This is a genomic window from Capnocytophaga sp. oral taxon 902 (assembly GCF_013394735.1).
In the GTDB taxonomy this organism is placed as follows: domain Bacteria; phylum Bacteroidota; class Bacteroidia; order Flavobacteriales; family Flavobacteriaceae; genus Capnocytophaga; species Capnocytophaga ochracea.
On sequence record NZ_CP058261.1, the window covers coordinates 913,301 to 926,590 of the forward strand.

The window sequence follows — 13,290 nt, forward strand, 5'->3', positions numbered from 1 at the left end:
CTCGCACCTTTGGCAAAGTTGAATCCCTAAAACCTAACAATGTGAACACACTTATATTAAATAAAAATATCGACTTTGAGCAGTATCAACAAATAGTTGATTACTTTGCTACCATAGGAATTGAGGTAACCAATCCTTACGAATATCCTTCTCTAATAACAAATGAGGATAAACAAGCTATTGCCTTAGCCCGTGAAGACGTCGAAAAAGGTAATTGGATAGACGGAAAAGAATTATTCGATAACATCAGAAAAAGATATGCGAGTAAGGTGGTCGGGTAAAGCTAAGACAGAGCTAGAAAACACTTTAGATTTCTGGAGTGAGAACAATAAATCTGACTCTTATTCTGAAAAGATAGCAATTGAAACTGAAAAAGTTCAGAAAGAAATAGAAGAAGACCCTTATTTTTTAGCTAAATACATAGAGGAAGATAATGTTTATCAGCGAATTTTCTTTAAAGGAAGATTTTTACTCTACTATGAAATTAAGGGAGATAGTGTAATAATTCTCAGATTCAGAAGTACTAAACAAAAACCCTTGTTTTAGTTCTTAGTATTGTAATAAAAACTAAAATAATATGAGTCAGTAGTTTCCCGCTATTGCCTATACCCTAACGCCTATGGACTAAGTCCTATTGCCTAAATATGATTTCTTTCAAAGCACCGAGTAACATAGCCTTAGTAAAGTATTGGGGCAAGAAGGGAGAACAGCTCCCTGCGAACCCTTCTATCAGCTTTACACTCACGCATTGTTATACCGAAACTTCTATTGAATATCAACGTAGGAGTGAATCTTCTATTGCCTCAGGCGAACCCTTTTCATTCGATTTTAGCTTTGAAGGACAACCCAAACCTTCTTTTCACCCTAAAATCCATACTTTCTTCGAGCGGATTGTAGCTTACTTGCCTTTCTTAAAGGACTATCATTTTAGCATTGCCTCACATAATTCTTTCCCTCATAGCAGTGGTATTGCGTCTTCTGCAAGTGCAATGGCTGCTCTCTCGGTATGCTTAATGCAGATTTCTAAAGAGTTAGGAGAAACTTCCACAGAAGAAGCTTTTTGGCAAAAAGCCTCCTTCTTGGCGCGCTTGGGTTCGGGTAGTGCCTGCCGAAGTGTGCAAGGCAGTATAGTAGTATGGGGTGAACACCCTGCCATTATAGGGAGTTCCGATGAATATGGTATACCCTATCCCCTCCCCGTTCACGAAGTTTTTCAAAATTATCAAGATACTATTTTGCTCATCGATAGAGGTCAGAAGCAAGTCAGCAGTACCATAGGTCATAACCTAATGCACGGTCACCCTTTTGCTGAGGCGCGTTTTGCACAAGCCAATGAGAACATCAATAAACTTGTCAGAAGTTTTGCTTCCGGTGATGTAGAACGTTTCATAGAAGTAGTGGAAAGTGAAGCTCTCACTCTGCACGCAATGATGCAAACCAGTATTCCATACTTTATTCTGATGCGCCCCAATACGTTAGAAGTGATTCAGCGCATATGGCAATATCGCAAAGAAACGAATATCCCACTTTGTTTTACGCTCGATGCAGGGGCTAATGTACATCTGTTATACCCTAAAACTTCTACTACGGAAGTAAAATGGTTTATAGAAGAGGATTTAGCTCAATTTTGTGAAGGACGACAATATATTCACGACGAAGTAGCTACTATTTAACCCGATTTCTTCTCCGTTGGTTTTAGTATCTTCCACAGCTGTAATCTGTATCTGTGCGAGACCTTCAGGTAGCTTGTTGCTTATTTGTTTGATTTGTAAAGATTTGTAAGATTTCTGTAGCGTAAGCTACACTTTTCTTACATCAAACTCACATTAAATAACAAATAATTGATTTTAGCCCTTTTTTTGATAATTCACATATTTGCTAATTGGCAAATTATTCCTACCTTTGCACAAATTTCTTAAACGAATGAACAAAACTGTTCTCATCACTGGTGCTACATCGGGCATAGGCAAAGAAACCGCCTTGCTACTTGCCTCCAAAGGCTTTTTGGTCTATGGAACAGCACGCAATGTAGAAGGCAAAAACTTGCCTTTTCGTCTCTTGCCAATGGACGTGCGAAACGAAGCTTCTATCAAAGAAGCGGTACAGCAAATCCTCACCGAAGTAGGTCGCATCGATATACTTATCAATAATGCAGGTGTAGGTATTACGGGTGCCGTAGAAGAACTCCCCACCGAGCAGTTGCACAACGTTTTCGCTACCAATCTCTATGGTGCTATAACTGTGATACAACAAGTCCTCCCAGCAATGCGCTCTCAGGGAAGCGGACGTATCATCAACATTGCTTCTATTGCAGGTTATATGGGCTTGCCTTTTCGTGGAGCTTATTCAGCCAGCAAAGGCGCTCTCCTCCTGATGAGTGAAGCTCTACGTATGGAAGTTAAGTCTTTTGGTATAGAAGTCTGTACCATTTCCCCAGGCGATTATGCTACCGATATTGCCTCTCGCCGTTACCACACCCCTGTAAACGAAGGTTCTCCTTATGCCGAAGTCTATGAAAAACAACTCCGTCTGATGAACAAGCACGTCGATAGTGGTGGCGACCCCAAAGAAATGGCAGATAAAATACTGAAAGTCATCAATACCAAACACCCAAAAGTACATTATAAACAAGGTAGTTTCTTGCAGAAGTTCTCCATTGTCCTCAAACGACTCTTGCCGAGCAAATCCTACGAGAAAATGCTAATGAAACACTATCAATTATAAATTATTAATAATGAAATTTTTTATCGATACAGCGAATTTATCGCAAATTCAAGAAGCCCAAGATTTGGGCGTGTTAGACGGCGTAACCACTAATCCGTCGTTAATGGCAAAAGAAGGTATCACCGGCAAAGCCGCGATACTAAAACATTATACTGATATCTGCACTATCGTAGAAGGCGATGTTTCTGCCGAAGTAATCGCCACCGATTTTGAAGGCATTGTGCGAGAAGGCGAAGAACTCGCCGCCCTTCACCCTCAAATCGTGGTAAAAGTACCGATGATAAAAGACGGTATCAAAGCCATTAAATATTTCACCGATAAGGGTATTCGTACCAACTGTACGTTGGTATTCTCAGCAGGTCAGGCGCTTTTGGCAGCCAAAGCAGGGGCTACTTACGTGTCGCCTTTCATCGGTAGACTCGACGATATCTCAACCGACGGTCTTTCGCTCATCGAGGACATACGTCTCATTTACGACAACTACAATTTCGAGACTCAAATCCTTGCTGCTTCTGTCCGTCATACAATGCACATCCTCGAATGTGCCAAAATAGGTGCCGATGTGATTACCGCACCGCTCAACGCCATCTTAGGGCTTCTCAAACACCCTCTTACCGACAGCGGTTTAGCTCAATTCTTAGCCGATGCAAAGAAATTAGGATAATTTAGTTATCGCACTAACATCTAATAATAAATGAACTGGATAACTGTAAAAGAATACGAAGATATTACGTATAAAAAATGTGATGGCGTAGCGCGTATCGCTTTCAATCGCCCCGAAGTACGCAACGCTTTTCGCCCTAAAACTACTTCCGAACTTCTCGACGCGTTTAAAGATGCTTATGAAGATATCAACATAGGTGCCGTATTGCTCTCTGCCGAAGGTCCCTCCCCAAAAGATGGAGTGTGGAGTTTTTGTAGTGGTGGCGACCAAAAAGCACGTGGTCATCAGGGGTATGTAGGCGACGATGGTTACCACCGCCTCAACATTCTCGAAGTGCAACGCCTCATTCGCTTTATGCCCAAAGTGGTGATTGCAGTAGTCCCCGGTTGGGCTGTTGGGGGCGGACACTCATTGCACGTAGTGTGTGATCTTACCCTCGCCAGCAAAGAACACGCTATTTTCAAACAAACCGATGCCGATGTAACGAGTTTTGATGCTGGTTATGGGTCAGCTTATCTCGCCAAAATGGTGGGGCAGAAGAAAGCCCGCGAAATCTTCTTCTTAGGGCGCAACTATTCTGCTCAAGAGGCTTTCGAGATGGGAATGGTAAACGCCGTAGTCCCTCACAGTGAGTTAGAAGCTACCGCTTTTGAGTGGGCGCAAGAGATAATGGCTAAATCGCCTACCTCTATCAAAATGCTGAAATTCGCGATGAACCTCACCGATGATGGTATGGTAGGGCAACAAGTATTCGCTGGTGAAGCCACCCGTTTAGCGTATATGACCGATGAAGCCAAAGAAGGACGCGATGCCTTCCTCGAAAAACGCAAACCTAACTTCGAAAAGAAATGGATTCCTTAACAATTTGCTAATTCAATATTATGACTGAAAAATTTACCTTAAAAGAAGATGCTCAAGGCAATAAAAATCCTATATTGCCAGAGGGAGTAAAAAACTACCTCATCGACATTGATGGTACGGTAGGCGAGGATATCCCCAATGAAGAACCCGAGCGTATGGCTACTGCCGAGGTATTTCCCGATGCCTTAGCACAAGTAAACAAATGGTATGACGAAGGTCACGTGATTTACTTTTTCACCTCACGTACCGAAGCCCACCGTAAGGTTACTGAACAATGGCTCAAAAAGCATGGCTTTAAATATCACGGCATCATCTTTGGCAAACCCCGCGGAGGCAACTATCATTGGATAGACAATCACATCGTAAAAGCTACCCGCTATAAGGGCAAATTCACCGATTTTGTTCTCAAAGAAGAAACCGTAGAAGTGTTTAACGATTAGTGCGAGCCACACAGGCAATTTTCCTTTCGCTGGTGCGAGCTTGTAGCTCGTGCCAAATTAACAAATTACCAAATTACAGCCCGTGCGACTCGCACCAAATTAGATTATTATGATTCCAACAATGGCAGAACTCTCAGCTCGTGGCGAAACCCCCGAAGTACTCTTCTGGGTAGGCTGTGCTGGTAGTTTTGACGACCGCGCCAAGCGTATTATCAAAGCCTTTGCTCACCTCTTGCAAAAAGCAGGGGTGCGCTTTGCCGTACTCGGCACCGAAGAGAGCTGTACCGGCGACCCTGCCAAGCGTGCAGGCAACGAATTTCTCTTCCAAATGCAGGCAATGATGAATATCAAAGTGCTGAACAGCTACCATATTACTAAGATAGTAACCGCTTGTCCACATTGTTTCAACACTCTTAAAAACGAATATCCTGCCTTAGGCGGACACTATGAAGTCCTCCATCATACCGAATTGCTCAAAGCTTTAGTGCAGGAAGGCCGACTTACCATTGAGGACGGTGTTTTTAAAGGGAAACGCATCGTCTTTCACGACCCTTGTTATTTGGGCAGAGCTAACAAGGTGTACAATGCCCCGCGTGAACTCTTACAAAAACTCGATGCTGATTTGGTAGAGATGAAGAGTTGCAAGGCACGTGCTCTTTGTTGTGGAGCAGGAGGCGCTCAGATGTTCAAAGAAGCTGAAAAAGGCGATAAGGATATCAATGTTTTGCGCACTGAACAAGCCCTTGAAGTGCATCCCAATATCATCGCTACCGCTTGTCCGTTTTGTAACACTATGATGACCGATGGTATAAAGACAAAAAACAAAGAAACACAAGTAAAAGTATACGACATCGCAGAATTGCTTGACAATAGTGAAAAATGAAGTTCCTTCTGCTCTATGAAATCCTCTACGTCCTACTGATAATCGTTATTTGTTTGCGCATCGTGTGGGACACCCGTTCAGTAAGTAAAGCCTTAGCATACTTGCTCTTGGTTATCTTTGTGCCTATATTGGGGGCTATCTTTTACTTCTCATTTGGTATCAACTATCGCAAGCATAAAATATACCACAAAAAGCTCACTATCGACCAATCCTTTCGTCAGCGATTAGAACATATCTATCCGGAGATACGTGCCCATCTAAACTCGCTTGATACTGCCTTCATCACTCCCTATGAAAAGAGTTTACGTTTCCTCTCGAACATAGAAGAACGCCTCTCTATTATCCCTAACGAAGAGGTGAAGGTGATATGCAACGGCGAAAACCTCTTCCCTGAACTACTCGACGCCCTACGCGCAGCAAAGCACCATATTCATATAGAGTATTACATCTACGAGAATGACCACATAGGCAATACCATTAAAAATATTCTTATTGAGAAAGTGCAGGCAGGGGTAGAGGTACGCTTTATTTATGATGATTTCGGAAGTCAAGGCATTCGCAAGAATATAGTAAAAGAACTCTTAGCCAATGGTGTGCCTGCTTTCCCTTTTTACAAAATCAACTTTGTAAAACTCGCTAACCGTATGAACTACCGCAACCACCGCAAGATAGTGGTAGTGGACGGTTATACCGCTTTCGTAGGAGGCATCAACATCAGTGATAAGTACAACAACGATGAGCCTAATGCTCTCTATTGGCGGGATACTCACCTAAAAGTACGAGGTTACTCAGCTCACGTATTGCAAGCGGTATTCTTACAAGATTGGAATTTTTGCAGTGAGGAAAACGTAGCTATCGATGCACCTTACTTCCCCATAGTCACACAGCCCTACCCTACCGATTATTTTACACAAATCGTCTCTAGCGGTGCAGATTCTGACCTATCTAACATTCTCTTCGCTACCGTACAACTCATCTACGCTGCCAAGCGTGAAATCCTAATTACTACTCCTTATTTTATTCCCGACACTTCGCTACAAGAAGCCCTCATCATTGCGGCACTTAGTGGGGTAGAGGTGAAATTATTTGTACCAAAAGAAGGCGACTCGGTGTTTGTGCATACGGCTAGCGAATCGTTTTTTGAAGAATTGCTAAAAGCAGGGGTAGAAATCTACCGATACGAAAAAGGTTTTGTACACGCCAAGACTTTTGTGATAGACGGCGAAGTAGCCTCAGTAGGGACAGCTAACCTCGATGCACGCAGTTTTGACCTTAACTTTGAAGTGAATGCCTTAGTGTACAACAAAGAAGTTGCAGGTGATTTGCGCAGGATTTTCTATAAGGATTTAGAAGACGCAAGTTTGTTAAGGTTAGAAGCGTGGGAAAAGCGGAGTAAGTTCAAACAACTCATAGAACGTATCGTGCGGTTGTTTTCACCCTTCTTGTAAGACAAAAAAGGCTTCCTTATAGGAAGCCTTTTGTTGGTCTACTAGGACTCGAACCTAGAATAACAGAACCAAAATCTGCTGTGTTACCATTACACCATAGACCAATCACATTTCATTTTTGCGGTGCAAAGGTACTGCTATTTTTCTAATCTGCAAATTTTTTAATAGTTTTTTTACGAAAAATAAATTAGAAACAAATAAAATACTTTATAATTAAGCAGTTAATTAGAGTTCTTTCCTAATAGTATTCTATTTTTTAACGAGTAAAAGCACTGATTCCTTCCCATTCTTCTTTCGTATTCCTTCATCTGAACTACACTCACTAAAAAGCCTCATTGCTGTGCAATGAGGCTTTTTTATAATATTTATCATTATTACCTATTAAAATAAAGTGTTAATATCAGAATTACTAATGAAGTAAAGAATCCTATAAGCCATTGTATAAAGATACGATTCATCTTAGCAAAACCGTCTTTCATTTCATTTTGTAAATCTGCTCTTAATGCTACAATCTCAGTACGCAATTGGGCAATATCTTGTTTGTATTCAGAGCGTAGCTCTGCAATATCTTGTTTGAGTTCTGAGCGTAACTCTGCAATATCTTGTTTAAGTTCTGAGCGTAACTCTGCAATATCTTGCTTGAGTTCTGAGCGCAACTCTGCTACCTCAGTATGTAACTCTGCAATATCTTGCTTGAGCTCTGAACGCAATTCGGCTATATCCATTCTTATTTCTGCTATTTCTTTATGAAATTCTGTTTTAGTTACTAAGTTATCAATATTTGCCTTTACGCGTTCATCAGTAAATTTAGAAAGATAACTGGCTAACGCTGCAGCTCCTTCCTTACCTATTTTTTCACTTACGGTATCGTATAATTGTATGAGTTCAGTTGTCATAATTCTGTGTGTATTATTTTCGGGCAAAGATAATAATTTTTATCTACATAGCAAATGCTAATTATCAATTCGCCACGTTTCTTCTACTTCCCAGTTGGCACGAAGCTCTATGAGTTGCGGGAAATACCAGACCCGCTCGGGCTGGCGTTGTTCAAGGAAACTACCTGTGTCCCACTCTCGATTAGCATTCTTGTCCTCTATCAGCCGTAAGCGGAACTTACTGGGATTTACGTTCTCGAACAGGTATTGCTCTTGTGGTTTTTCAACATAAAGTTCTCGCACTACCTCGGTAGCTTTTTCGTTGGTGAGTTGCAAAATAACAGGGTATTGCAGGGTCTTCTCATCGGTGTTGAGGTGTAGCTTAAAAATGGCTACTTCTTCGAGTTTTTTGGTATGTAGGTTTACTTTTAGGGTATCGTTCGTATGTCCAAAAAAGTCGGTGAGCGCATTAGGGAGTGCTTCTATGCGGTAGGTCTCGTCGTTCTTTTTATCAAATAGCACATAGTATTCTAAGCGATTAGGAGCTAATTGTGTTTTAAACGGAACAGCTACTGCCGTAGAATCTTTGCCTGCAAACACTTTTAGCTTAGTGCTATCGGTCTTTACTATGGGGATATTACTCCTAAAACCAAAGTCTTTGTACATCGGCAAATCACCTGAAAAAAGGTTTTCTATCTGCAAACTGTCGTTCTTCATTTCCTTTATACGGACTTTAAACGTATCAATTTTTTTCTGTTTTGCTACTGTAAATACCAAAGAATCCTTCTGTTTAGGACTATACCACAGGTTAAGCGTATCTTTCTTGGGGTCTTTGGAGACGATATACTTAAAATCTTTACTCACCGGTGATATGGGCTTGATGTTCACACTATCGGTTTTACCTTCGAAGCCAAACTGTATGTGGTTGCCCGCCACTTGTGTAGGGCGGTGTGCTTTATAAGGAGGCACTTCTTTAAACAAGCGCAATTTGGGGTAGAAACCTTGTGGATTCCCCTTTAAATAGGCGACGGTGATAGGTTCTTCCATAAAGGCAATTTTGTCGTCTTTGGGATTGAACAGATAGTTCGCACTCTTCTCTTTCAGCGCAATGAGCTTATATTTGCCTTCTTTAAGGTATTCGAGCACAAAGCTATCGAGACTATCGAGCGTATTGGTGACGTAAGTAGGTTGCGTTTTGTACACGAGCGAATCGTTATACTGCTCGTTATAGGGGTAGAGCATCACCGTTACAAAGTTATCGGGTTTAGGGGCAATGGCATCGGCAATATCACCTTCATACCAGAGCGAGTCGAGCGCATCGCCAGTGGAAAACACGTATTTAAAATCGGGCAAAGGATTGCCTTCGTTGTAATCCTGAATACTATTACCGAAGTTCAGCACGTAGGTAGTATTGGGTTTTAGGGTATCGATAATGTTTATTTCCAACCATTTCGAAGCTGAAGTAGGCAAAATAGTAGGGAAGGTTTTCATCGGGGGGGAGATGATAAGCTGTTTGCGCACGTCTTTAGTAACCACAAACTCATTGAACTGCAAACGTATTTTCTTGCCGTGGAACTTCATTGCTCCCGACCTTGGCACCGACTGCAAAAGGACAGGTGCAGTAGTATCTTTGGGACCTCCTGTGGGTGAACCACGACGGGCGCACTGCCACAGCAGTAAAGCGATGAATATAGTGAGCAGTATGGGGAATCTATGTTTCATATAATGAGTTACAAGGTAATTTTTTGCAAAAGTAGTAAATAATTAGTGAATTGGCAAATTCAGCTAATAGTACACTGACAAATCTATCCATTAATAAAAATGTTAATACTTGTTAAATGCTTGCGTTTTTTTCAGATTTAAGAGCTGAGTATCTTAAAACTTTTTAAAAACTATAAATATATAATAGTCAATATATTGTCTTTATTTTTATATTTTACTTTTTAGCTACTTTAACCGAAGGTAAGACGAACCTAAGGCGAATCTAAACCGAAGCTAAGGCGAAGGAAAGGCGTTAGAAAACTGAATATCAGATGGGTAAAAAAGGCTGAATTTTTTTGAACAAAATGCAGGTAAAAGTGATTTTTTAACAAAAAAAACGCAAAGTATTTCATCTGCAAATTGTCTATTCTGTTAATTAGAAATTATTCTTACCTTGTTCCTCACAAGCTTTTCATTATTCAAATATTCAGTTTTACCTTTTAACTATGACGCTTTTGCCTTTAGAAAAACACTTTATTAAATATGTTTTTGATGAAACTGAACAAATAGCCAAACTCCGCCTATTAACGAGAAAAACCTCAAAAAGAAGGTGAGACTTGTAAGTAAAATTAGAGAGAAAATTATTTGTCGTTAGAAGAGTTCCACTAAAACCTGATAGTTAAACCCTAACCTCTTTTCTTCAACATTCCTTTTAAGAAGCTGAACAACAAATAGAAGAATAACATTGGTACAATCAGTTCGCCAAGTGACACTAAACTAATAGTAGCATTTTTGTCCCATAAACTTTTGAGGAAATTATATAGGTTCTGTGGAAAGTTTAATATAGAATGTGGGTTTTTAAATAGCACATAATACACAAATAGTACAATAAAACTATAGCTTACTAAACCGTAGACTAATAAGAGAAAATCTATTTTTGCCCACTGTACTTTTTTACCTTTGATCATTCTGAAAACATCACCTATTTTGCGGAAAGAGTGTTGCAAAAGGTTAGGTTTATTTGTAATATCTGAGAGTATCCAATAGCCATCGCTTCTGAGAAATGGATTGAGGTTAAAAAAAGTGTGTAAGCAAACGATAATAGCAATGAGGGTCAGACTTATTTGTCCTAACAATAACCCTACTAATGAGAGCAAGGTACAGAAAATGATTTCAAAATACATTCCTGCACAATTTACTACCACCCGTTGCCATTTTTTGAGTCGCCATACATCAGTAACATCGGCAAAATAAACGGGAGTAAATAGGTAGAAACCACCGCCAATTCCTCCGTGTTCTGCCCCAAAATGGCTTGCTGCGGTAGCGTGCCCCAATTCGTGAAAGGTAACACTCATTGCCATTACCACCAAAAAGAAAATAACACTTTCCTGCACTTTAAAACTTTTATACCCCTCTAATAACCAATAAAGTTCCGTTCCTATCATCACTGCGCATAATATCAAAAGAGAAAAAGCTATTTTCTTGCGAAAAAGAAAATGTAGTGAAGGGGTGATTTTAGCAATAAAACGCTTGCTAAAAATGATAAAACTCAGCTTGAGATAGGAAGGCTTTTGATAAGGTTTTATTTGTTCTTCTTCGCCTACTAAGAGTCCATACTTCGAGAGTTTGTCGTAAAGAAGAAAGTGTAGAGCGTTTACCGTAAGTTTCTTTTCAGATTGCTGGTTGTGTAGTTCACATATCTCTTGAAGAGAGCGCTCATTGTCAATGAGTGAAAGGAGGTTATAAGTATCCTTATTGATTTTCAAATAATGCTTATGAAGGGTATTACAGAGAATAAACTCGTTATCGCTGAGTTTATTGAAAGTAATAGAGGGATTAATATGTGGAATTTTGTTTTGCATTAGAAGCAAAGGGCTTTAAGGGCGTAAGCAGTAGTAAGCGTCTCGCTTTTATAAGGTTCGTACGCTTTAGGTTTGATAAAGTTCATAGCTTCCCACCCTCCTGAGATATTTTGAGTAGCAAGCAATTGTTTTTGTAGGATTATAGTAGTTTCATCAGTGTTGAGTCCCACTGTTTTTAAAGTGAGTAAAGCCAATGCTATAGAAAGGGGTTCAGTAGGTAGATGGGTTTTGATATAATTGACAGCACGCTGTATCTGGTTTGTATATTGCTCAGCAAAGCATTGCAACAAGCGCACACAAACGTAGGTACCGTAATAATTGCCGTAATACCAACGACTCTCCCAATAACCTTCTTCTTTTTGTTGAGAGAATAAATAACTAATTCCTTTTTGGATAACAGACAAATAGGCTTTTGGGTCATAAAGATAGAGCGCATACAAGAAGTTAGCTACTACCTCCACATCGGGACCTGTCCCCCATTTGCTTTCGTTGAAATACTGTTGCTTTTGCTGTAGAGGTGTTAGGTTGTGCTTGGGGAGTATCCACGTTTCAATGCCTCCATTCGCACAACTTCTACTATTGATAGCAGTATCAATGGCTTTTTGACAGTGCTTAGCAATCTCATCTTTTTTGCCAATATGAATAAAGAACTGCATTATTTGTGCCAAATCATCAATATCAGGAGCTATTTCTTGTACGGTGGGGAAGTATTGCCAAGCGCCTACTTCGGGATTGATACGCTCCATAAAGTAGTGGTATTCCTCCTCAAAGAAAGATGTAATGGGCAAGTGGTATCGTTGAGCAATAGTGTACAAGCAATCGTCTAATAGTGCACGCTGGAAAGTATCGGAGGTATGTACCTGACAAGTGTTTTCAAAGCCTTCGGCATTGCCTAAGTACATAGTATGTTTCAGTTCAGCGTAATGCTGACGGAAATCTTGCTCTATAAAATCCAAGCCTTTGTGTATGCTCTCTTCTTTTACTGCCGAAAAATTGAAAAAAGGGGCAGTGTTTCGTTCTTTTTTAAGAGCAAGTGTAGTTTTTAGCACAGCCAAATAACCTTCGGTAGTTTCCAAATAGCTTTGGATAGTGCTAATCATCTGCTCAATAGTTTGCAACCACCCGCTGGGAATATTCAGCTCAGTTACTACAGCTTTTGCCTTTTCAAACTGCACAATAGCTTCTTTTAGCAAGTCTTGCCCCACGCCTTTTACAAACAAATATTTATGAAGAGTGTTAGGCTCGTGTTGTGCTTCTGCAAAATCTACCTTTTGTTGTAACTGATAGACCGCCCAATTGAATTGCCCTCGGCGTACATCACGTGCAAAATCCTTTACATCGTCATAGAGTTGAAACCCTACTGAAAAATAGCGATGTGACAATAATAATTTTTCGTACACAGCCTTGTTTTGAGTGTTGCTTTGTAGCCAAAGGCTATCTATAGCTATTTTGCCAAAAGCCGACTTGTCATCTGCTAAGCTACTGTATTGTTCAAACGATACCTCAAGGGTAGTGAGCAGGTGTTTTTCGGTTTGTATAGCCTTAAAATACTCCGCTTTACGCTGTTGCCATAGAGCCCAAAAAGGCGATTTATAACCGTAAATACTCGTGAGAATTTTAATTGTTTCCTCTTGCAAGGCAAGCATTTCCACCAATGCTTTGGTATCGCCCTCATCTACTAAGGCGTCTAAACAAAGTACCGCATTATAGTAGGCATAGCCCGCTTTGCAGAGCAAGCGCAAGGTTTCAGCACTTACAGTAGGAAAATAAGCGTGAAACAACGCAGGGTAATGCTTATAAAACTCTGGAGACTTCTCGGTAGTGGGCATAAG

The 13,290-nt window shown here is 40.4% G+C and carries 13 protein-coding genes and 1 tRNA gene; 9 read left to right on the forward strand and 5 right to left on the reverse strand.

The window, feature by feature from the left end; all coding sequences use genetic code 11:
• The first annotated feature begins 41 nt into the window (after positions 1 to 41).
• The 9 genes from HW278_RS03815 to cls all read left to right on the forward strand — a co-directional run bounded on the left by HW278_RS03815 (position 42) and on the right by cls (position 7,020).
• Positions 42 to 281, forward strand: coding sequence for a hypothetical protein (locus tag HW278_RS03815; protein WP_009417173.1), 240 nt, complete (start codon positions 42 to 44; stop codon positions 279 to 281).
• Positions 259 to 546, forward strand: a complete 288-nt coding sequence (locus HW278_RS03820) for a type II toxin-antitoxin system RelE/ParE family toxin (RefSeq protein WP_009417180.1) — start codon at positions 259 to 261, stop codon at positions 544 to 546. Before HW278_RS03815 ends, HW278_RS03820 begins: the two co-directional genes overlap by 23 nt.
• A 98-nt stretch (positions 547 to 644) precedes the next feature.
• Entirely contained in the window at positions 645 to 1,673 is a 1,029-nt protein-coding gene (locus HW278_RS03825) for a diphosphomevalonate/mevalonate 3,5-bisphosphate decarboxylase family protein (protein WP_178976979.1), read from the forward strand.
• A 250-nt stretch (positions 1,674 to 1,923) separates the two neighbouring features.
• A complete protein-coding gene (locus HW278_RS03830) occupies positions 1,924 to 2,724 on the forward strand; it encodes an SDR family oxidoreductase (RefSeq protein ID WP_178976980.1) in 801 nt (266 codons plus the stop codon).
• A 10-nt stretch (positions 2,725 to 2,734) separates the two neighbouring features.
• Complete coding sequence (gene fsa / locus HW278_RS03835) at positions 2,735 to 3,388, forward strand: fructose-6-phosphate aldolase (RefSeq protein WP_178976981.1); 654 nt, start codon at positions 2,735 to 2,737, stop codon at positions 3,386 to 3,388.
• Positions 3,389 to 3,418: 30 nt separating this feature from the next.
• Positions 3,419 to 4,249, forward strand: a complete 831-nt coding sequence (locus tag HW278_RS03840; RefSeq protein WP_009418931.1) for a 1,4-dihydroxy-2-naphthoyl-CoA synthase — start codon at positions 3,419 to 3,421, stop codon at positions 4,247 to 4,249.
• Positions 4,250 to 4,269: 20 nt separating this feature from the next.
• Positions 4,270 to 4,689 (forward strand): phosphoheptose isomerase, encoded by a 420-nt coding sequence (locus HW278_RS03845; RefSeq protein WP_009417275.1) that lies wholly within the window; start codon positions 4,270 to 4,272, stop codon positions 4,687 to 4,689.
• 109 nt (positions 4,690 to 4,798) lie between these two features.
• Entirely contained in the window at positions 4,799 to 5,572 is a 774-nt protein-coding gene (locus HW278_RS03850) for a (Fe-S)-binding protein (RefSeq protein WP_009418932.1), read from the forward strand.
• A complete protein-coding gene (gene cls / locus HW278_RS03855; protein ID WP_178976982.1) occupies positions 5,569 to 7,020 on the forward strand; it encodes a cardiolipin synthase in 1,452 nt (483 codons plus the stop codon). The genes HW278_RS03850 and cls overlap by 4 nt, the downstream gene beginning before the upstream one ends.
• 33 nt (positions 7,021 to 7,053) lie before the next feature.
• On the opposite strand, the gene HW278_RS03860 is transcribed toward cls, so the two are convergent.
• The 5 genes from HW278_RS03860 to HW278_RS03880 form a co-directional block, all read right to left on the reverse strand.
• Positions 7,054 to 7,124 (reverse strand) — tRNA-Gln (locus HW278_RS03860).
• Positions 7,125 to 7,394: 270 nt separating this feature from the next.
• Entirely contained in the window at positions 7,395 to 7,916 is a 522-nt protein-coding gene (locus tag HW278_RS03865; RefSeq protein WP_034553891.1) for a coiled-coil domain-containing protein, read from the reverse strand.
• Between the two features lie 57 nt (positions 7,917 to 7,973).
• Complete coding sequence (locus tag HW278_RS03870) at positions 7,974 to 9,617, reverse strand: Ig-like domain-containing protein (protein WP_178976983.1); 1,644 nt, start codon at positions 9,615 to 9,617, stop codon at positions 7,974 to 7,976.
• A 665-nt stretch (positions 9,618 to 10,282) separates the two neighbouring features.
• Positions 10,283 to 11,458, reverse strand: coding sequence for a peptidase, M50 family protein (locus HW278_RS03875; RefSeq protein ID WP_178976984.1), 1,176 nt, complete (start codon positions 11,456 to 11,458; stop codon positions 10,283 to 10,285).
• Complete coding sequence (locus HW278_RS03880) at positions 11,458 to 13,287, reverse strand: prenyltransferase/squalene oxidase repeat-containing protein (protein ID WP_178976985.1); 1,830 nt, start codon at positions 13,285 to 13,287, stop codon at positions 11,458 to 11,460. The genes HW278_RS03875 and HW278_RS03880 overlap by 1 nt, the downstream gene beginning before the upstream one ends.
• Positions 13,288 to 13,290 lie beyond the last annotated feature (3 nt).